The sequence below is a fragment of the Pseudomonas fluorescens genome, from assembly GCF_001902145.1.
Taxonomy (GTDB): domain Bacteria; phylum Pseudomonadota; class Gammaproteobacteria; order Pseudomonadales; family Pseudomonadaceae; genus Aquipseudomonas; species Aquipseudomonas fluorescens_BV.
On sequence record NZ_MRST01000022.1, the window covers coordinates 129,537 to 150,737 of the forward strand.

Here is a 21,201-nt window from a genome sequence, read left to right on the forward strand (position 1 = left end):
TCAATTCGTTTCGCACCGTGACAGGGCAAAATGTCGCTTTTGTGAAATTAAATGGTGCAATAAGTATAAATAACTCCCCTTTTTTGCCCTTAAATGGGGATTTCACTCTGAGTTTTGCACCAACAGGTTGGCCGCCATCGCAGGCAAGCCGGCTCCCACATGACAGGTGTACTCGATCAAATGTGGGAGCTGGCTTGCCTGCGAAAGCGGTGGTGCAGTAACAGAGGCAGCGACTGACCCAGCGCTTTCGCGAGCAAGCCCGCTCCCACAAGGGCACTAGCGCGTGCCCGGCACCAGGTCGAGTATCTCGTCGATGCCCAGGCAACGTGGCTCCAGCTCCAGCGTCCTGCCATTGGCGAGTATGCCGACGGCGGTATCGCGCATGGCCAGGTAGGCACTGCGCAACATGTGATTGGCATAAATCACCGCGTTGAAACCTGCTCGCTCCAGCACCTCGAACTTCAGGTGAACATAGCTGGTCGGCACGCAAATCAGCGGCACCCGGGGCCGTTGCAGGCGAAACTGCCTGGCGAACTCAAGAATTTCCAGGCCATCCTGCTTGCGGCTGTGGATCATGATGCCGTCCGCCCCCGCCTCGACATACGCCAGGCACCGCGCCATCGCCTCTTCCATGCCGCGATCCAGGATCAAGCTTTCACACCGGGCAATCATCATCAGCCCTGAGCCAGTGCGACTCGTGCAACCGGCCTGGAGCTTGGCGCAAAATGCCTCGATGGACTCCTGCGCCTGGTCGACCTCGATGCCCAAGAGTGAGTTCTTCTTCAAGCCGCACTTGTCTTCGATCACCACCGCCGAGACGCCCGCGCGCTCCAGCATCTTGATATGAATCGCGAAATGTTCGGCCTTGCCGCCGGTATCGGCATCGAATATCAGCGGCAGCGAGCACACATCGAATATTTCGCGAATCCCCGGCAATCGGTTACTGGGCGAAAGAATTTCGATGTCGGGTAACCCGCGCTGGGTCGAGTCAGTCAGCGAACTCGACCAGATAGCGTCGTACCCCACCGTATGCCCTGGGCTGATCTCCAGCCTGGCGCGTTGCGCGAGCAACGCCGATATCGGGCTATGGGCTTCGAGTACGCGCAGGCAACGGTTGCTATCCAATAGCGCCGACAGAGGGCGTCGGCGCGCTTCGGTATCCATCATAGGGTTCAGGCTCCTTATCAGCGGCACAACAAGGGTTATCAGACAGCCTCAATCCCAGGCGGGCTGTTCACACTTGAGCACCGACGCCATCTTTTGCAGATGTTCACAGGCCCTGGCCACGTATTCCGTAGATAGCCGTGCGATACGCGCGTAATCCACCGCCTGCCCGGTGGCGCTGGCATACAGCCGCAACGCCTCTGCGGCATGCTTGAAGTGGCGTGCTTCCACGCTGCCGCAATGCACGCTGAGAAAACTCGCGACGCGGCTGGCCTCTCCGGCGCTATAGCCCCGCACATCGCGCAACCACTGTTTCCATAGCGGGGTCATCAGGTTGTATTCGCCGGTATTGAACAACTCCGTCATGGCCATCATTTCCAGCGCTTCGATGAGTTGCGGCGCCAACGGGCGCTTTTCCCCCACCCAACCGGAGAATTCCTTGGTAATCGGGTTGAGGAATTTGTCTTGCAGGCGCCATTCATCGGAGCCGCAGATGGCCGAAGCCATGCGGTAATACAGCTTGGAGTGGTGCGGATGCCCATGCATTTCACCCAGCCCGATGTCCTCGACAATGATCTCGCCACAATGGGCCGCCGCTTCAAGCATCTTCAATCTGGCGTCATCGGCCAAGGTTGCCGACTCCTGAAGGATGCGCACGATGATGCTCGAGACGGCATGGGCGGCGCCGTCCGGGCTGCGCCAGCCACAGAAGAACGTACACAGTGACGACTCGCTCCAATTACTGGAGGTCATGTCGACATAGGTCTCGCAGTACTTGTCCAGCGCGGCGGTTTGACTGTTGAAACCGCTGAGCAGGGCCTGGGCCAGATGTCGGTCCTCGACATCCACCAGCGCCTGGTTCACGTACCCGATAAATTGGCGGCTCAGATTATCCACGGCTCATATCCTTTTAAGGTGGGGTTAATGCGCAACGATTTCTGACATGAAACGAGCGAAGCGTGTGAGGCCCTCAATCAGCGCCTCACGCTCAACGGCGTAGGAGATACGGATGCTGTTGCCGTCACCACAGCCAGAGCCGGGCACTACCGCGATATGGGCCTCGGTCAATAACAGATCGGCCAAGTGGTCAACGTCACGAATAACGGTGCCCAGGTAGCGCCCCCCCAACTTGCGGGACACATCGATAAACAGATAAAACGCCCCTTCCGGCGGGGCGCACCGAATGCCGTCGACATGCCCCAGGCAGGTGCAGGCTACGAGCAGTTGCTGGTCGAGGAAGGCATTGACCTGGCGGGTAAAGTGCGGCGCGTCCGCCATCAGGCTGCCGAGCGCGGCATATTGGGACAGGCTGCTGGGGTTGGACGTCGTATGCCCTTGCAGGTTGTGCATGGCGGCGATGACTGGGGCGGGCGCGTACGCATACCCTACCCGCCAGCCGGTGACCGCGTGGCTCTTGGAAAACGAATCGACCAGTACCGTCTGATGTTTGAGCGGCGCAAACAGCGACACGATGTTGTGATGTTCATGGGGCGCGCGCACCAGTTTGCGGTAACACTCGTCGAACACCACCCAGAGCCGGTGTGCGAAGGCGAGTCGGGCAATCCCCAGCAGTTCTTCGCGCTGATAAACCGTGCCCGTCGGATTGTTCGGAGTATTGATCACAATCATCCGGGTGCGCGGGGTCAGGGCCTTCTGGACCGCTGCGCAGGTGAGGCGATAGTCGTCCGCAGCCGTGTCGACATAGACGGGAACGCCCCCAGCCAGCTGGATCTGGGTGGGGAAGGTTTCCCAGTACGGCACCGCGACGATGACTTCATCCCCCGGATTGAGCAGCACCATTGCGGCGTTATACAGCGCTTGCTTGGCACCAGCGGTCACCGCTATTTCATCGGCGGCGTAACTCACCCCGCAGCGCTCCGTGACCTGCTGCGCCAGCGCGTGGCGAAGCTGGGGCAGGCCGATGGGCGGCGTATAGCGGTTGCGGGCAGTGGCGAGCGCATCGGCCACGGCGGCTTTCATGACCGGGCAGGCATCGAAGGACAATTCGCCCGCGGCAAAGTTGACCACGTTGACGCCGGCTTCTTTCAAGGCATTGGCTTTACTGCGCATGCTGGACGTGCCGGGTGCGCTGAGACGTTGCGCACGCTGGGACAACGGCAATGACACGGCAGAGGGTTCACTGTTATTCATTTGTTATACCTGCCAGAACACGCTGAAAAATACGTTCGCCCTACCGGGCTTGGGCCTCCAACCCTTGCTGAACACGCCACGACAGCGGCAAGGTCAGCAACAGGGTGGCGGCCAGCAGCAGGACGGCCATGGGCACACCAGTGGCATCCCCAAGGCTGCCAAACAGCACCGGCGCCAAGGCGCCGCCACCGATAGTGCCGGTGTAGAACACGGCGAACGCCTGGTCGCGCCTGCCCGGCCCTGCCAGGTCCGGGACTGCGCCGTACAGCACCGACGACGTGCCGTTCAGCGCCAGCCCCAGCAGCGGCAACATCACCATCAAGCCGGCGTAGGGCAAGTACACCGCCATGACGATCAGCACGGCCGTGGTGAACTCCGTGGCCCATACCGTTTTCATCATGCCGATGCGCGCACCGAGGTAACCGCACAACAATTTGCCGAAGGCGCCTCCCACGAACAGCATCGTCAGCGCCAGGCCGATGCCCGCAGGCCCGGCGCCCTTGGCCTTGAGCAAAAACGGCAGGAACGTGAGAAAACCCATGCGCACTGCGCTGTCCAGCGTGCCGGTCACGATCAGCGCACGCAGGCCGCTCGCGGAGCCGGCGCCGGCGCCCGTACGGGTGGCTTTCACCGGCGCCGTCCAAGCCTCGGTGCGTGCCGGGATCAGCCACCACAACAGGCCTGCCGCCAGCAGCCCGAGTACACCCAGCAGGGTGACACTGGCGCGCCAACTGATGACCGCCAGCAACAGGCCGATCAACCCCGGGATCAGGGTCTTGCCGATATCGCCGCTGAAGTTGTACTGCGACAGCGCTTGTTTGACGCCCCCGCCGGCCTCGTGCGTATCGGTGATCAACGACGAGGCCAGCGGGTGCTGCGTACTCGCGCCGAGCCCGCCCAGCAGCAGCGCCACCAGCAACACGCCCAGCCCGCCAGCCTGGCCGGCCAGCAGGTAGGCCAGGCCCGCCAACGCAGTGCCACCTACCAGCAAGCGTTCACGCCCCCAGCGTGCGGCAGCACGGCTGGCCAGTAACTGAAAACCGGCCATCATGCCCGCGTAAGCACCGCGCAACAGGCCGATCTGGGCGTAGCTGAGGCCGAACTGCGCTTGCCAGATCGGCAACAGCACATAAATCACATCGGTCAGCCCATCGTGCACGGCATGCGCGCCGCAGCCTGCCACCAGAGCGCGGCGACGCACGATTGCCTGGTCAGGCGGCGACAACGATGGCGCTGCGGTCTGCTTCAGAGTGTTCATCGGGATCAGAGGCTCTCAGGCAAAACGCCGGGTCAACCCAGCAACTGCGCACAGTCGCTCATCACACTGGCTTTACGCTGCAGGTATTGAGCAAAAATGTCGCGCGCCGTGGCGGGGTCCACTTCAATCTGCATGGCGGTGGTGAACTCATTCACCGCTGCCACCGCATGGGCGAAATGGTTGCTTTCGGTACCGCCGGTGTGCACCGTGACCCAGGCCACCGTCGCACGGGATTTCTCCGGCGGCACGCCCATGTCTCGCACGAACCACTGCGAGTACAACGGGTGGATGAATTCCACTTCGCCGTGGGTGTACACCTCGTGGATCAACGTGGTCAGTAACCCCTGCAGCAGGTCGCGATCACGCAGGCGGCGGGTGTCGGTCCAGTCCTTGAACGCCTGCGCCGAGGGCAGGCAATTGTCCTTCAATATCCACTGGTCATCGCCGCACAGCGCGGTGGCCATGGTGTAGAACAGGTCCGCGTGCAAGGTGTTGCCCAACGCACCCAAGTCTTCATCGGTGATGCGTTGCAGGCTGCCGCAGGCGCGGTACAACTGCGCGGCGGCGGCGGAGCCTTCATCGGAGCGCGCCAGCAAGGTAATGCGGTTGGCCAGGCCGGACACACTGGCCGCCGAATTATTGGTTTTGGACCAACTGGCGAAGAACTTGCGCAGTACCGCAGGCGAATGCCGGCGCGAGGTGAGTCGCGCAAAAGCGTCTTCGATATCCACCAGCGCGTCTTCCTGAGCCCAGAAGGCTTCGAACAGGGCGTGGCGCAAGGCACCGGCCGGCATGTCGTTCAATACCGGTTCGATGAGCTTCAACAACTGGCTGCGCTTGATCACGGTGTTAGTCATGTTCACCTCTCATAGTCCTTTATTGGATGAAAAATCAGGCTGGTTTGCCGCGCTGTCCGGCGATCAGGGCCTGAGGCTTTACCGGTTTCCAGCCCAGCAGGGCAATCGCCAGCGACAACAGCTGAAAACCTGCGACCAACGCCACGCAGCCCGGCCAGCCCCACTGATTCCAGAGCATGGCCGGGGCCACGGCGCCGGCGCTGCCGCCCAGGTAATAGCCGGTCAGGTACAGCCCCACGGCGCCGGACTTGTCCGGGCCTGCCGTGGTGGCGATATACGCATTGGCGGATGCCTGTGCCAGGAATACGCCGGTCGAACTCAGGGCCAGCCCCAGCACGATCAGCCACAGGGAGGGCAACAATGTCAGCGCCGAGCCACACAGGCCGAGCGCCACAGCGCCGGTCAGTAACTGCGACTGTGGTCGCGATTTGCTCAAGCGCCCCGCAACAGGAATGACCACCAGCGCCAGCAGGAATACGGCATACAAAGTGCCCAAGGCTGCAGCGCCCAGGTTGAACGGGGCCTGGCTGAGATACAGCCCGGCATAGGTAAAGGTTGCGACTTGTGAGAACAGCACGCAGAAACCGACGCCATAGGCCGCCAGCAAGGGTTTGCGCAGAAGCCGGCGCACCCCGTGCATGCCCACGGCCGCAACGCCGGGCCGCGCCACCGGATTGGCCGGCAACAGCCACACAATCAGCAGGCCGACCAGCAGGCTGATCACCGCCAACAGTTCGAAGGCTTCGCGCCAGCCCACATATTGGGTCATGACACCCGAGACAAAGCGCCCGGCAAACCCACCGAGCACCGTACCCGCGACGTACAAACTGGTGATCTCGGTGACGGTGCCCGCGCGCCAGCGATCGCCGATATAAGCCACGCTGGTGGCGAACACCACTGGGATCAACATCCCTTCGACAAAACGCCACACCAGCAGCTCGGCAAAACTGTCCACATAGGCCGTCAGCAGCGTCGGCAGCGCCAGCAGCAACGCGGCCACGGCAATCACCGTGCGCTGCTCGAAACGTCCGGTCAGGCGCCCGACAAACGGCGCGGTCACCGCCACCGCCAGCGTGGTCACCGTAATGCTCCACCCTGCCTGCCGGGCACTCACCTGGAAGCTTTCGGCAAACGCAGGCAGGATGCTCTGTGTCGCATAAAGATTCAGAAACGCCGCACAGCCACACAGGAACACGGCGAAGCGGGCGTGATGCAGGCGCGGGTTCATGTGGCCTCTCGTCTTATGGTCGAGGATGTTTATAGAATACCCAGCGCCGCGAATACCAATACCGAATTCGGACCGATCAATACCCAGGAAACAGAATGCTTGATCTACGCAAGTTACGTTACTTCCTGACGGTCGCCGAAGAGCTGCACTTCGGCCGTGCGGCCCAGCGCCTGCACCTTGCCCAGCCGCCCCTGACGCGGCAGATTTCGGCCCTGGAAACCGAGCTTGGCTTTCGCCTGTTCGACCGCACCAGTCGCACGGTCACACTGACCGCCCAAGGCCAGCACTTTTTGCCGTATGCCCGCGCAGCGCTGGAACACGCCAGGCTTGCACAAGACATCGCCGCCAAGCTGGCTGCCGGCTCGACCGGCCAACTGGTCGTAGGCTATGCCAGCTCGATCGCGCTGTCGGAGCTCTTCAGCCAAACCCTGCAAGCCTTCGCCCAGCGTTTTCCCGATGTGCAACTGACCCTGGTGGAGAGCGCTTCCGGCAGCCTGCACACGCACGTGCTGGACGGGCGCATCGACGTCGGCATGAGCCGCCTGCTGCCGGAGGCCGGGCAAACCGGCGTCGAGGCTTTGTCGTTGGGGCAAGAACCGCTGGTGGCGGCTCTTTGCAGCGACAACCCGCTGGCGGAGCAGGACGAAGTCACCCTCGCCCAGCTCAGTGAGTACCCGTTGATTCTGTTTCCCAGCGATTACGGTTCGGGCCTCAACGGCTCCATCGAGCACCTGTATCAACGCCGCGGCCTGGCGCTGCGCCAGGGCCCTGCGGGGCGCCAGATCACCTCGATCATCGCCCTGGTGGCGGCAGGCCAAGGTGTCTCGCTCGTGCCCCAGTGCACCCGCACCCTGGCCAGGAAAGGCGTGGTCTACCGCCCTTTGGCAGACCCCGAAGCCTGGGTACACCTGCTGATACTCACGCGCTCGCCGTCACGCTCATTGTTGGTCGAGGCGTTCATGGGGGTGGTCGAAGAGTTGCTGCGCAGCCGCCCAGCGCTCGCGCCCACGACGCTCCCGGCATAACGCAGGCAAAAAAATACCCCTGCGTGAGGGGTATTTTTTCAACAGGCTATTGCAGCATCAGGCCAGCTTTTTGTGACGCACACGGTGCGGCTGGGCAGCGGCCTCACCCAAACGCTTCTTACGGTCGGCTTCGTACTCGGTGTAGTTACCTTCGAAGAACACCGCCTGGGAGTCATCTTCGTACGCCAGGATGTGGGTCGCGACGCGGTCAAGGAACCACCGATCGTGAGAGATCACAATGGCGGCGCCCGGGAAGTCCAGCAGGGCTTCTTCCAGGGAACGCAGGGTTTCAACGTCGAGGTCGTTGGACGGTTCGTCGAGCAGCAGGACGTTGCCGCCCTCTTTGAGGGTCAGGGCCAGGTGCAAGCGACCGCGCTCACCGCCGGACAGGTCCTTGACGAACTTCTGCTGATCGCCACCCTTGAAGTTGAAACGACCGACGTAGGTGCGCGACGGGATTTCATAGTTGCCGATACGGATCTGGTCGGAACCGTCGGAGATCTGCTGGAACACGGTCTTGCTGCCGTCAAGGTCGTCGCGGCTCTGGTCCACACAGGCCAGTTGCACGGTGTCGCCGATCTCGATGCTGCCCGAATCCGGAGTTTCCTTGCCCATCAGCATGCGGAACAGTGTGGATTTACCCGCACCGTTACCACCGATAACGCCGACGATCGCGCCTTTTGGCATGGAAAACGACAGGTTGTCGATCAGCACGCGGTCGCCATAACCCTTGGATACGTTCTTGAACTCGATGACCTTGTCACCCAGGCGCGGGCCGGCCGGGATGTAGATCTCGTTGGTCTCGCTGCGCTTCTGGAATTCCTGCGACTGCATTTCTTCAAAGCGTTGCAGACGAGCCTTGGATTTGGACTGGCGAGCCTTGGCGCCTTTGCGCACCCATTCCAGTTCTTCCTTCATGGCTTTTTCGTGGGCCGATTGCTGCTTGGATTCGGCGGCCAGACGGTCGGACTTGGCTTCCAGCCAACCGGAGTAGTTGCCCTCGTAAGGGATACCAGCGCCGCGGTCGAGCTCGAGGATCCAGCCGGCAACGTTGTCCAGGAAGTAACGGTCGTGCGTGATCGCAACCACGGTGCCTGGGAAATCGTGGAGGAAATGCTCCAGCCAGGCGACGGAATCGGCGTCCAGGTGGTTGGTCGGTTCGTCGAGCAGCAGCATGTCAGGGGCCGACAGCAGCAGGCGGCACAGGGCCACACGGCGCTTCTCACCACCGGACAGGTGCTCGACCTTGGCGTCCCAGGCTGGCAGGCGCAGCGCATCGGCGGCGACTTCCAGTTGGCGCTCCAGGTTGTGGCCATCGCCGGCCTGCAGGATCGCTTCGAGCTTGGCCTGTTCGGCGGCCAGTTTGTCGAAGTCGGCATCCGGTTCGGCGTAGGCGGCGTACACCTCATCGAGGCGGGCCTGGGCGTCCTTGATCACGCTGACGGCCTCTTCGACCACTTCACGCACGGTCTTGGTCGGGTCCAGGATCGGCTCTTGCGGCAGGTAGCCGATGTTCAGGTCCGGCATCGGACGGGCTTCGCCTTCGAACTCGGTGTCGACGCCCGCCATGATTTTCAGCAGGGTGGACTTACCCGAACCGTTGAGGCCGAGCACGCCGATCTTGGCGCCAGGGAAGAAGGACAGCGAAATGTTTTTCAGGATTTCCCGCTTCGGCGGAACAACTTTTCCCAGCCGATGCATGGTGAAGACGTATTGAGCCATGGTGAACCTAGCGTCAGTGACTGATGAATTAAGCGGACGAAGCCCGTGCCAGGCCATGCGCCGCGCGGGCCTTTGACTATCATCAATGCCAGCGAGCAAAAAAAGCCTGAATATCTGGGGCTGGAACGCCCCCGCGTAACCGGCAAAGCTACCTGAATGCGCTGGGGCAGTCCAGCCAAGCAGGACTGGCACTTTGCCACAACTCAAGGCATGCTAGCCGCCCTTCGGGCGTCCGGCTTATAGTGCACGTCGCGCGCCAGTCCAGCCAAACCGCAGGATCACAGTTTGTCCAACGTCACGCCGCCCACGCCCTTGCGCGCCGCTCATATTGCGCCGGGAGCGCCCCTGCACGGCACCTTGAAAGGCGCGTTGGCGACGCTTGTCCTGCTGTTGCTCGCCTTATTGTTCTGGCAGTTGCTTGACCAATTGCAGCAAAACCAGAAAAACCAACAGCAATACACCATCGACTACAGCGCCGACCTGGCCGAGCAGATCAGCCAGAATATGGCCCTGAGCGCGCAGATCGCCCTGAACCTGTTGCCGATTGTCGAGCCGCCGCGCAATGCCGAACAGCAGCAGGCCCTGATGCGCACCTTGCAGCGCTCGTTGCCGGACCTGCGCAGCTTCGCCCTGCTCGCCCCCAGCGGCGCACTGATCAGCGACACTGCCGAAGGCAGCCAAGACAGTGCCCTGCTCGAAGACCTGGTCAAGCGCAGTCACGCCCAGTCCTACTACCTGAGCAACGACAATGACGGCACGGTCATCTACCTGTTGCTGCACCAACCCAGCGGTGGCTCCAAGGTGTACTGGGCCCTGCGCCTGGCGCCCAATTATCTGGTCAACCTCACACGCCAGGATGTCCAGGGCCAGCGCCCGATGTGGGCGATCGAGAACAGCCTGAACCATCGCGTGGTCAGCCGTGACAGCGGGATGCCGGCGCAGTGGTCCGGCGCCCTGACGCCGGAAGAATTGAACCACAGCGTGCTGGTAACGCCCTTGAGCAAAAGCGATTGGCAACTGCGCGGCATGTTTGACCGCAGTGCGGTGCTGGAACAACTGCTGCCGGCCTTTATCGGCAAGTGCCTGCTCGGCCTGGCGTTTTCGCTGATCCCGGTGATCGTGCTGCTCAACATGCGCCGCCGCCAACGCCAAGTAAATGAAGGCCGGCGACGCTACCAGGACATCTTCGAAGGCACGGGCGTGGCCTTGTGCGTGCTGGACCTGTCGGGGCTCAAGGCGTTTTGCAACAAGACCCAGGTGCAAAGCCGCGAGCAGTTGCACGCCTGGTTACAGGCCAACCCCACGGAGCGCAAGCAACTGCTCAAGGAGTTGCGCGTCACCGAGGTCAACCAGATGGCGGTGCGCCTGCTGAACGTCGCGTCCTGCGAGCAAGCCTGGGAGCGGCTGATCGATGATTGCCCGCGCAATACCACGTCCATCGGCTATCAGGTGCTGGAGGCCGTACTGACCCGGCAAAAACAGCTGGAGCTGGAAATCCAGCTCAACGACGTCGCCGGCAACGAACAGTACCTGTGGCTGGTGATGCGTTTGCCGGAGCAGCAGGATGACGTCAAGGCCGTGATTCTCAGCATCAGCGACATCACCAGCCGCAAGCTGATCGAGTTGTCGCTGGTGGAGCGTGAAAGCTTCTGGTCGGATGTGGTGCGCACCGTGCCCGATCACCTGTATGTGCAGGACGTGATCAGCCAGCGCATGATTTTCAGCAACCACCATCTGGGCCACACCCTGGGCTACAACAAAGCCGAACTGCAGCAAATGGGTGAGTACTTCTGGGAAATCCTGCTGCACCCCGAAGACGCCGAGCACTACCATGACTCGCGCGAACAGCAACGCCAGGTCGGCTACACGACCCAACTGCACTGCCAACTGCGCTTTCGCCACCGCAATAACCAGTGGCGCCGCTTCGATATCCGCGAGCAGGCCCTGGCCCGCGATACGTCTACGGTGGTCACCCGGATCATCGGCGTGGCCAAGGACATTACCGACCAGATCGAGGCCAGCGAATCGCTACGCGACAGTGAACAGCGCTACCGGATGCTGGCCGAAAGCATCAGCGACGTGATCTGCTCCACCGACAGCCAACTGGCCCTCAACTACATCAGCCCCTCGGTCAACACCGTCCTGGGCTATGACGTGGACTGGGTGTTCAAGAACGGCTGGCAGTCGATCGTTGCCAACCCTCAGCAGTTGACCGGCATTTACAACCTGATGGAACAGGTCAGCCGCGCCCTCGGCAACCCCGACGCCTTGAACACCTTGCGCGATGAAGTCCAGACCCAACTGTTTCTGTTCGACTGCCTGCGCGCCGACGGGCGCAAAGTGCCGATAGAGCTGCGCCTGGTGCTGGTGTGGGATGAACATGGCGGGTTTGAAGGCATCCTCGGCGTGGGCCGCGATATCAGCCAGCAACGCCGCGCCGAAAAAGACCTGCGCATGGCGGCCACGGTATTCGAACATTCCACCTCGGCGATCCTGATCACCGACCCGGCCGGCTATATCGTGCAGGCCAACGAGGCGTTCAGCCGGGTCAGCGGCTATGAAGTGGCGGATGTGCTCGACCAGTTGCCGAACATGCTCACCGTCGATGAGCAGCAGGAAGCCCATCTGCGTTATGTGCTCAAGCAACTGCACCAGCACAGCACCTGGGAAGGTGAAGTGTGGCTCAAGCGCCGCAATGGCGAGCATTACCCGGCCTGGGTCGGCATTACCGCAGTGTTCGACGATGAAGGCGACCTGGCCAGCTACGTGTGTTTCTTCAGCGATATCAGCGAGCGCAAAGCCAGTGAGCAGCGCATCCACCGCCTGGCCTACTACGACGCCCTGACCCACCTGCCCAACCGCACCCTGTTCCAGGACCGCCTGCACACCGCCTTGCAGTCCGCCGAACGGCAGAAATCCTGGGTGGTGCTGATGTTCCTCGACCTTGACCGCTTCAAGCCGATCAACGACTCCCTCGGCCACGCGGCCGGCGACCGTATGCTCAAGGAAATGGCCACGCGCCTGCTCGGCTGTGTGGCCGAGGACGACACCGTGGCGCGCATGGGCGGCGACGAATTCACCTTGCTCCTGCAACCACGGGTCAGCCGCGATATGGCGCTCAACCGTGCGATCCATGTGGCCGAGCAGATCCTCGCCAGCCTGGTCAAACCCTTTGTGCTGGAAGGCCGCGAGTTCTTCGTGACCGCCAGTATCGGCATCGCCCTGAGCCCGCAAGACGGCAGCGAACTGAGCCAGTTGATGAAAAACGCCGACACGGCCATGTATCACGCTAAAGAACGCGGCAAGAACAACTTCCAGTTCTACCAGGCCGACATGAACGCCAGTGCCCTGGAGCGCCTGGAGCTGGAAAGCGACCTGCGCCACGCCTTGGACCAGAACGAATTCGTGCTCTATTACCAGCCGCAATTCAGCGGCGACGGCAAACGCCTGACCGGCGCCGAAGCCCTGCTGCGCTGGCGCCACCCGCGCCGTGGCCTGGTGCCGCCCGGGGACTTTATCCCGGTGCTGGAAGAGCTCGGGTTGGTGGTGGACGTGGGCGACTGGGTGATCGGCGAAGCCTGCCGCCAGCTCAAGACCTGGCACCAGAACAAGGTGCGCGTGCCGAAAGTATCAGTGAACATCTCGGCGCGGCAGTTCTCGGACGGCCAGTTGGGCACGCGCATCGCCACCATCCTCAAGGACACCGGCCTGCCGCCGGCGTGCCTGGAGCTGGAACTGACCGAAAGCATCCTGATGCGTGAAGTCAACGAAGCCCTGCAGATCCTCGCCAGCCTGAAAAACCTGGGCCTGAGCATCGCGGTGGATGACTTCGGCACCGGCTATTCGTCGCTCAACTACCTCAAGCAATTCCCCATCGACGTGCTGAAAATCGACCGCACCTTCGTCGACGGCCTGCCCTCGGGTGAGCAGGACGCACAGATTGCCCGGGCGATTATTGCCATGGCCCACAGCCTGAACCTGGCGGTGATCGCCGAAGGCGTGGAAACCCATGAGCAACTGGACTTCCTGCGTGAGCATGGCTGTGATGAGGTGCAGGGTTACCTGTTCGGGCGGCCGATGCCGGCGAATCGGTTTGAAGTGCAGTTCAGTAATGATGCGCTGTTCATGTTTGACTGAAAGCTGTGGCGGGGCTTAGGTTTTTTTGTAGGAGCGAGCTTGCTCGCGAAAAACTCACAGGCGCCGCGTTCATTCAGGATGCACGCGTTATCGTTGACGTTTTTCGCGAGCAAGCTCGCTCCTACAGAAGAAGGCGATGGGGCCAGTACCGACACCGCCCATCCCCAGATGAGCCCCACTTGTCCGCGACATGATGTCCTTTCATATGCCATCTAAAACCCATTGGGTTAGAATGCCCTCCTTTTCTGCCCCCGATCCTTGAGGACCGCCATGTTCAGCCGTGATTTGACTATTGCCAAGTACGACGCCGATCTCTTCGCCGCCATGGAGCAAGAAGCCGTGCGCCAGGAAGAGCACATTGAGCTGATCGCTTCGGAAAACTACACCAGCCCTGCGGTGATGGAGGCTCAAGGTTCGGTTCTGACCAACAAGTACGCCGAAGGCTACCCAGGCAAGCGCTACTACGGTGGTTGCGAGTACGTCGACGTGGTTGAGCAGTTGGCCATCGACCGTGCAAAAGAACTGTTCGGCGCCGATTACGCCAACGTCCAGCCACACGCCGGTTCCCAGGCCAACAGCGCCGTGTACCTGGCCCTGCTGCAAGGCGGCGACACCATCCTGGGCATGAGCCTGGCCCACGGCGGTCACCTGACCCACGGCGCCACAGTTTCCTCCTCCGGCAAGCTGTACAACGCCGTTCAGTACGGTATCGATGCCAACGGCCTGATCGACTACGACGAAGTCGAGCGCCTGGCGGTTGAGCACAAGCCAAAAATGATCGTGGCCGGTTTCTCTGCCTACTCGCAGATCCTGGACTTCCCACGCTTCCGTGAAATCGCCGACAAGGTCGGTGCCTACCTGTTCGTCGACATGGCCCACGTGGCCGGTCTGGTGGCTGCGGGCGTTTACCCGAACCCGGTGCCTTACGCTGACGTGGTCACCACCACTACCCACAAGACCCTGCGCGGTCCACGTGGCGGCCTGATCCTGGCGCGTGCCAACGCCGAGATCGAAAAGAAGCTCAACTCCGCCGTTTTCCCGGGCGCCCAAGGCGGCCCGCTGGAGCACGTGATCGCGGCCAAGGCGATCTGCTTCAAGGAAGCACTGCAGCCTGAGTTCAAGACCTACCAGCAACAAGTGGTCAAGAACGCCAAGACCATGGCCAGCGTGTTCATCGAGCGCGGTTTTGACGTGGTGTCCGGCGGTACCGAAAACCACCTGTTCCTGCTGTCGCTGATCAAGCAGGACATTTCCGGTAAAGATGCTGACGCTGCCCTGGGCAAAGCCTTCATCACCGTGAACAAGAACTCCGTGCCGAACGACCCACGTTCGCCGTTCGTCACCTCCGGCCTGCGCTTCGGCACCCCGGCAGTGACCACCCGTGGCTTCAAGGAAGCCGAGTGCAAGGAACTGGCGGGCTGGATCTGCGACATCCTGGCGGACCTTTCCAACGAAGCCGTGATCGACGCGGTACGTGAGAAGGTCAAGGCCATCTGCAAGAAGCTGCCGGTATACGGCGCGTAATACAAAGAAGCCCACTGTAGGAGCGAGCTTGCTCGCGAAAAACGTCAACGATAACGCGTGCATCCTGGGTGCACGCGTTGCCTGTGAGTTCTTCGCGAGCAAGCTCGCTCCTACAAGTGGGCTTTTTTATGCCTGGTAGACCCGCTCAAAGCCTTGGCGGATCTTGTCTTCCGGCAACTCATCGGCAATAAACACAATCACACTCTCGCGCACTTCGCCTTCGGCCCATTCGGTATCCCAGTCGAAGCCGTAGAGCTTCAGCACGCCCTGGAACACCATGCGTCGATCCTCCCCGGCAATGTTCAACACGCCTTTGTAACGCAACAGTTGCTTGCCATGGTCTTCCAGCAGTTCGTTCATGAACTCGCTGAGACGGTCGATATCCAGCGGCTGGTCGGTGCGCAGCACCAGGCTGGAAATACGGTCGACCGAAGGCGCTGCACTGACCGGGCGCAGGCTCATGCCGGCGTTGAGATTGAAGCCGCGCACATCCAGCAACTCGGCCAGGTCGATCTTGCCGTGGTCCACTACGCGAATCGGCGCACGACGGTTGATGCGGGTGAGGCGCTGGCTGAGGGCGTCGAAGCTGGCGTCGTCCACCAGGTCGCGCTTGCTCACCAACAGGCGGTCGGCAAAGCCGATCTGGGCCTGGGCGATGGTCTGGGTGAGGTGATGCTCGGCGTGGGCCGCATCCACCAGGGTGATGATGCCGTCGAGGATATAGCGCTCGCGCAGTTCTTCGTCGATGAAAAAGGTCTGGGCCACCGGCGCGGGGTCGGCCAGGCCGGTGCATTCGATCACCAGTCGGTCGAAGGCAATCTCGCCGCTGTCCAGGCGTTCCAGCAGCAGGTACAGGGCTTTTGTCAGGTCGGTGTGGATGGTGCAGCACACGCAGCCGTTGGACAAGGTCATCACTTGCACCGGCTCGTCGCCCAAGAGCTGGGTGTCGATACCGGCATCACTGAATTCGTTCTCGATCACGGCGATTTTAAGGCCGTGCTCGGCCTTGAGCAGGTGGCGCAGCAAGGTGGTCTTGCCGGCACCGAGGAAACCGCTGAGGATGGTGACGGGGATGGGAGAGGACAAAGAGATTCTCCTTGAAGAAACACAGAAACAAATGTGGGAGCGGGCTTGCTCGCGAAGGCGGCGTGTCAGTCAGCACATGCATCCACTGACCGACCGCCTTCGCGAGCAAGCCCGCTCCCACAGGGGATCACTGCGTGCCCAAGTTATCGAGCTAGCAGCACTTGGGCCCACCCTTGCCGCCGTAACGGGCTTCCTGGCGTTCCCGGAAGAACGCCTTGTAGTCCATCATCGGCTTGTCCGGGTGTTTGGTTTGCATATGCTCGACGTAGGTGTCGTAGTCGGGCATGCCGACCATCAGGCGGGCGGCCTGACCGAGGTATTTACCGAGGCGACTGATGTCATTGAACATGCTTGCAATCCTCGTTTACGCGTCCGGTACAGCCTGGAACGGGGCTTCTTTATCCGTACGCTCTTTATTGCCCCAGGCGGCGACGCCGACTTTGAGCGCATAGAACAGGATGCTGAACACCACGAACAGGAACAGCGCCGTCAGCGTTGCATTGGTGTAGGCGTTCCAGATCACGTGCTGCATCTGGTCGATGCTCTTGGCCGGAGCCAGGATCTGGCCGTTGGCCAGGGCATCGCTGTATTTCTTGGCCAGCGACAGGAAGCCGATCGCCGGGTTGGCGTCGAACAGCTTGATGAAGCCTGCGGTGGTGGTGCAGATCAGCAGCCAGACAGCCGGCAACATGGTCACCCAGATGTAGCGCTGGCGCTTCATTTTGATCAGCACAACGGTCGCCAGCATCAGCGCGATACCCGCCAGCATCTGGTTGGAGATACCGAACAGCGGCCACAAGGTATTGATGCCACCCAGCGGGTCGATCACGCCCTGGTACAGCAAGTAACCCCACATCGCCACGCAGCCTGCGGTAGCAATCAGGTTGGCAGTCCACGACTCGGTGCGTTTGAGCGCAGGCACGAAGGAACCGAGCAGGTCTTGCAGCATGAAGCGACCGGCGCGGGTACCGGCATCCACTGCCGTAAGGATGAACAGCGCTTCGAACAGGATCGCAAAGTGGTACCAGAACGCCATGGTGTTTTCACCTGGCAGCACACTGTGCAGGATCTGTGCGATACCTACCGCCAGGGTCGGCGCACCGCCGGCACGCGCCAGGATGGTGGTTTCGCCGATATCGTGGGCCACGGCAGAGAGCGCCTCAGGCGTAATGGCAAAGCCCCAACTGCTGACCGTCTGCGCCACGGTGACCACGTCGGTACCGACAATCGCCGCCGGGCTGTTCATGGCGAAGTACACGCCAGGCTCGATCACCGAGGCGGCAACCATCGCCATGATGGCCACGAACGACTCCATCAGCATGCCGCCGTAACCGATGTAACGGGCATGGCTTTCACTGGCCAGCAACTTGGGCGTGGTGCCCGAAGAGATCAGCGCATGGAAGCCCGAGACCGCGCCACAGGCAATGGTGATGAACAGGAACGGGAACAGGCCGCCCTTCCACACCGGGCCGGTGCCGTCGATGAACTGGGTCAGCGCTGGCATTTTCAAGTCAGGCATGGTGACCAGGATGCCAATTGCCAAGGCGATGATGGTGCCGATTTTCAGGAACGTCGACAGGTAGTCACGGGGCGCCAGGATCAGCCACACCGGCAGTACCGCGGCAACGAAGCCGTAGCCGATCAGCATCCAGGTGATCTGCACGCCCGTAAAGGTGAACGCCTTGGCCCACACCGGATCAGCGGCAATCTGCCCGCCCAGCCAGATCGAACCGAGCAGCAACAGCACGCCGATGATCGAGATTTCACCGATGCGGCCCGGGCGGATGTAGCGCATGTAGATGCCCATGAACATCGCGATCGGGATGGTCGCCATCACCGTGAAGATGCCCCATGGGCTCTCGGCCAGGGCCTTGACCACGATCAGCGCCAGCACCGCGAGGATGATGATCATGATCAGGAAGCAGCCGAACAGCGCGATGGTCCCGGGAATACGGCCCATCTCTTCGCGAACCATGTCCCCCAGGGAACGGCCGTTGCGACGGGTGGACAGGAACAGGACCATGAAGTCTTGCACTGCACCGGCCAGCACCACCCCGGCAATCAGCCAGAGGGTACCGGGCAGATAGCCCATTTGCGCCGCCAGCACCGGGCCGACCAACGGGCCTGCACCGGCAATCGCCGCAAAGTGGTGACCGAAAAGAATGTGTTTGTTGGTCGGCACATAGTCCAGACCATCGTTGTTGACCACCGCAGGGGTTGCCCGCCGTGGATCGAGTTGCATCACGTTGTTGGCGATGAACAGACTGTAGTAACGGTATGCAACCAGGTAGATGGCCACAGCAGCGACCACAATCCACAAGGCGTTGATCGCCTCGCCGCGGCGCAAGGCCACTACGCCCAGGGCGCACGCTCCTACAATTGCCAGCACCAGCCAGGGTAAGTGGCGTAGCAGGCTATTATTATTTTTCATTTTTATATTCCAGCCAGGGTGGACAGAAAGGACAGCCAGCCCGAGTTTAGCGCTACTGGCCTTAAAGACCAGCCCCCTACGTTGGTCTAGAGCCTTCAACCGTTAAAAAAAGCCGAAATAAACGCCCCTTGATGGCCCCGGGCTACACTCCTCCCATTCACAGAGGGCTTTACCATGACCGAGCATGCGTCTGAACGTCGCCGTTTTCGCCGGATCGCCTTTGATGCCACGGCCGAACTTCGGCAAAACGGCAGCGAATGGCCGGTGAAACTGGTGGATCTGTCACTCAAGGGTTTGCTGGTGGCACGGCCTGAAGCCTGGAAGGGGAATAAAGCACTGCCCTTTGACGTCGACATACGCCTGGACCAGAAGACGCATATAAAGATGCAAGCACGGCTGACCCATGAAGATCATGGTCAATTGGGCTTTGTGTGCAAACACATTGATCTGGATTCGATCAGCCATTTGCGTCGGTTTGTTGAGTTGAACCTGGGTGATAAGCAAGAGCTGGAGCGCGAGTTGGGCGCCCTGCTGGAGATCTGAAAACCCACATCAATCAAAATGTGGGAGCTGGCTTGCCTGCGATGACGGTGTCTCAGGCAAGGATGGGTAAGCTGACCCGCCGCTATCGCAGGCAAGCCAGCTCCCACAGGGGTTATTCGAACAGCGCATCCAAGGCTTGTTCCAGACGGGTAACGCCGATCACCTGCAAGCCTTGGGGCATTTCCTTCGGCGCGTTGCCCTTGGGCACAATCGCCCGTTTGAAGCCATGCTTGGCCGCTTCCTTCAAGCGCTCCTGCCCACTCGGCACCGGGCGCACTTCGCCCGACAAACCCACCTCGCCAAACACCAGCAGGTCATGGGGCAACGGCCGATTGCGCAGACTGGACATCACCGCCGCCATCAACGCCAGGTCGGACGCGGTCTCCAGCACCTTGACCCCGCCCACCACGTTGAGGAACACGTCCTGGTCGTGGGTCGGAATGCCGCCATGCCGGTGCAGAACCGCCAGCAACATCGCCAGGCGGTTCTGGTCCAGGCCCAGCGTGACCCGCCGTGGGTTGGCCAGATGGCTGTCATCCACCAGCGCCTGGACTTCCACCAGCATCGGCCGGGTGCCTTCCCACGTGGCCATCACCACACTGCCCGGGACTTCTTCCTGAGCGCGGGTGAGAAAAATCGCCGAGGGGTTAGAGACTTCTTTCAGCCCCCGGTCGGTCATGGCGAACACACCCAGTTCGTTGACCGCACCAAAACGGTTCTTCACCGCTCGCAGCAGGCGCAGGCGACCGTCGGATTCCCCTTCGAAATACAACACAGTGTCGACCATGTGTTCCAACACCCGTGGCCCGGCCAGTGCGCCCTCCTTGGTCACGTGGCCGACCAGGAAGATCGCCGTGCCGCTCTGCTTGGCGTAACGCACCAACAGCGCCGCGCTTTCGCGCACCTGGGACACGCCGCCGGGTGCCGATTGCAGTTGTTCGGTGAAAATCGTCTGGATCGAGTCAATGACCATGACCTTGGGCTTTTCGATGCGCGCCGTGGCGATGATGCTTTCGATGCAGGTTTCGGTCATGACCCGCAGTTGGTCCTGAGGCAAGCCCAGGCGCCGGGCGCGCATGGCCACTTGCTGCTGGGACTCTTCGCCGGTGACATACAGCGCAGGCATGCGGCTGGCGATGCTGCACAGGGTCTGCAGCAGGATCGTGGACTTGCCGATGCCAGGGTCACCGCCGATCAGCACCACCGAGCCGTCCACCAGGCCACCGCCCAATACTCGGTCCAATTCACCGGAGGCGGTGGAAAAGCGCGGGATCTCTTCGACGCTGACTTCGGCCAGGGTCTTGATCTGCGCCTGTTGCCCGGTCCAGCCGGCACGGCCGGTGGGAGCCGCAGCACCGCCACTCTCGATCATGGTTTCAGTCAGGGTGTTCCACGCCCCGCATTCGGAGCACTGGCCCGCCCATTTGGGAAAGGTCGCGCCGCACTCTGTGCAGCCGTACATGCGCTTGGCCTTTGCCATATGAGAACCTCCAACCGAAAAACCGCGATGATAGCTCAGCGCGACGCCGGGGTCCGGATTTCGCCCTTGGCTAAACGTGAAGCACTGTTACCGACCGGGTCCTCGGCGTTCAGGTCTGCGCCTTTGGCTTGCAGCGCCCTCAGCAACTCGACGCGCTTGAACAGCCCGGCATACATGGCGGCGGTCTGCCCTGCGCCGTTGCGTTGGTCAGGGTTGCAGTCGGTGGCCAACAGGCGCTGGGCGATCTTCAGCTCGCCTTTGAAGATGGCGCCCATCAACGCCGTGTTGCCGCGCTTATCCTGCACGCAGGCGTCGGCGCCGGCATCGAGCAGACGCTCCACATACGGGCCCTGGCCGTGATAAGCAGCCAGGATCAATGCGGTGTAGCCCTTGTCATCCTGGGCATTGAGGCCGTAGCCGGACTCTATGAAGGTATTGAGCATGTCGAGGTCGCCACGACGGGCGGCGTCGAAATAGTAGTCCTGCAACTGTGCCTTGAGCGCCACCGGGCCGGGGGACTCGGCATGAGCGGCAAAGGCCAGCATGGCCATCAGTAAACCGATAGAGATACGCATAGGGTGTTCTCCTGCCAAAG

Annotated in this window: 16 protein-coding genes; 4 read left to right on the forward strand and 12 right to left on the reverse strand. The window is 61.5% G+C overall.

Features of this window, described 5'->3' with window-relative positions; genetic code table 11:
- Positions 1–276: 276 nt before the first annotated feature.
- From aepX to BUE92_RS10660, 6 genes are read right to left on the reverse strand one after another with little or no spacing between them, the layout of a single operon-like run.
- Positions 277–1,167: a phosphoenolpyruvate mutase gene (gene aepX / locus BUE92_RS10635; RefSeq protein ID WP_034126960.1), complete on the reverse strand. Its 891-nt coding sequence runs from the start codon at positions 1,165–1,167 to the stop codon at positions 277–279.
- 48 nt (positions 1,168–1,215) lie between these two features.
- Entirely contained in the window at positions 1,216–2,061 is an 846-nt protein-coding gene (locus tag BUE92_RS10640; RefSeq protein WP_073523580.1) for a hypothetical protein, read from the reverse strand.
- Positions 2,062–2,085: 24 nt separating this feature from the next.
- Entirely contained in the window at positions 2,086–3,315 is a 1,230-nt protein-coding gene (locus tag BUE92_RS10645) for a pyridoxal phosphate-dependent aminotransferase (RefSeq protein WP_073523581.1), read from the reverse strand.
- 40 nt (positions 3,316–3,355) lie between these two features.
- A complete protein-coding gene (locus tag BUE92_RS10650; RefSeq protein WP_073523582.1) occupies positions 3,356–4,573 on the reverse strand; it encodes an MFS transporter in 1,218 nt (405 codons plus the stop codon).
- Positions 4,574–4,605: 32 nt separating this feature from the next.
- Entirely contained in the window at positions 4,606–5,430 is an 825-nt protein-coding gene (locus BUE92_RS10655; protein ID WP_019818016.1) for a hypothetical protein, read from the reverse strand.
- A 34-nt stretch (positions 5,431–5,464) separates the two neighbouring features.
- Positions 5,465–6,658, reverse strand: a complete 1,194-nt coding sequence (locus tag BUE92_RS10660) for an MFS transporter (RefSeq protein ID WP_073523583.1) — start codon at positions 6,656–6,658, stop codon at positions 5,465–5,467.
- Between the two features lie 95 nt (positions 6,659–6,753).
- Between BUE92_RS10660 and BUE92_RS10665 the strand changes: the two genes are divergently transcribed.
- On the forward strand, positions 6,754–7,683 hold the full coding sequence (locus BUE92_RS10665) for a LysR family transcriptional regulator (RefSeq protein ID WP_073523584.1): 930 nt from the start codon (positions 6,754–6,756) through the stop codon (positions 7,681–7,683).
- A gap of 57 nt (positions 7,684–7,740) precedes the next feature.
- Here the strand turns inward: BUE92_RS10665 and ettA are convergent, their stop codons facing one another.
- The gene (ettA, locus tag BUE92_RS10670) at positions 7,741–9,405 is read right to left on the reverse strand and encodes an energy-dependent translational throttle protein EttA (RefSeq protein ID WP_005791601.1); all 1,665 of its coding nucleotides are present in this window, start codon (positions 9,403–9,405) and stop codon (positions 7,741–7,743) included.
- Between the two features lie 285 nt (positions 9,406–9,690).
- On the opposite strand from ettA, the gene BUE92_RS10675 reads away from it, so the two are divergent.
- Together BUE92_RS10675 and glyA are read left to right on the forward strand one after the other, a co-directional pair.
- On the forward strand, positions 9,691–13,542 hold the full coding sequence (locus tag BUE92_RS10675) for a sensor domain-containing protein (protein WP_073523587.1): 3,852 nt from the start codon (positions 9,691–9,693) through the stop codon (positions 13,540–13,542).
- Between the two features lie 270 nt (positions 13,543–13,812).
- On the forward strand, positions 13,813–15,066 hold the full coding sequence (glyA, locus tag BUE92_RS10680; protein ID WP_073523590.1) for a serine hydroxymethyltransferase: 1,254 nt from the start codon (positions 13,813–13,815) through the stop codon (positions 15,064–15,066).
- Positions 15,067–15,192: 126 nt separating this feature from the next.
- Here the strand turns inward: glyA and yjiA are convergent, their stop codons facing one another.
- The 3 genes from yjiA to BUE92_RS10695 all read right to left on the reverse strand — a co-directional run bounded on the left by yjiA (position 15,193) and on the right by BUE92_RS10695 (position 18,583).
- Complete coding sequence (gene yjiA, locus BUE92_RS10685) at positions 15,193–16,152, reverse strand: GTPase (protein WP_073523594.1); 960 nt, start codon at positions 16,150–16,152, stop codon at positions 15,193–15,195.
- A gap of 151 nt (positions 16,153–16,303) precedes the next feature.
- Complete coding sequence (locus BUE92_RS10690; RefSeq protein ID WP_003176208.1) at positions 16,304–16,501, reverse strand: YbdD/YjiX family protein; 198 nt, start codon at positions 16,499–16,501, stop codon at positions 16,304–16,306.
- A gap of 15 nt (positions 16,502–16,516) precedes the next feature.
- On the reverse strand, positions 16,517–18,583 hold the full coding sequence (locus tag BUE92_RS10695; protein ID WP_073523597.1) for a carbon starvation CstA family protein: 2,067 nt from the start codon (positions 18,581–18,583) through the stop codon (positions 16,517–16,519).
- A 174-nt stretch (positions 18,584–18,757) separates the two neighbouring features.
- Here BUE92_RS10695 and BUE92_RS10700 point away from each other — a divergent pair, with 174 nt between their 5' ends.
- Positions 18,758–19,126 (forward strand): PilZ domain-containing protein, encoded by a 369-nt coding sequence (locus BUE92_RS10700; RefSeq protein WP_073523599.1) that lies wholly within the window; start codon positions 18,758–18,760, stop codon positions 19,124–19,126.
- A gap of 112 nt (positions 19,127–19,238) precedes the next feature.
- On the opposite strand, the gene radA is transcribed toward BUE92_RS10700, so the two are convergent.
- Together radA and BUE92_RS10710 are read right to left on the reverse strand one after the other, a co-directional pair.
- The gene (gene radA / locus BUE92_RS10705) at positions 19,239–20,606 is read right to left on the reverse strand and encodes a DNA repair protein RadA (RefSeq protein WP_046069598.1); all 1,368 of its coding nucleotides are present in this window, start codon (positions 20,604–20,606) and stop codon (positions 19,239–19,241) included.
- A gap of 35 nt (positions 20,607–20,641) precedes the next feature.
- Positions 20,642–21,181 carry an ankyrin repeat domain-containing protein gene (locus BUE92_RS10710; protein WP_073523601.1) on the reverse strand — a complete coding sequence of 180 codons (540 nt, stop codon included), beginning with the start codon at positions 21,179–21,181 and terminating at the stop codon, positions 20,642–20,644.
- Positions 21,182–21,201 lie beyond the last annotated feature (20 nt).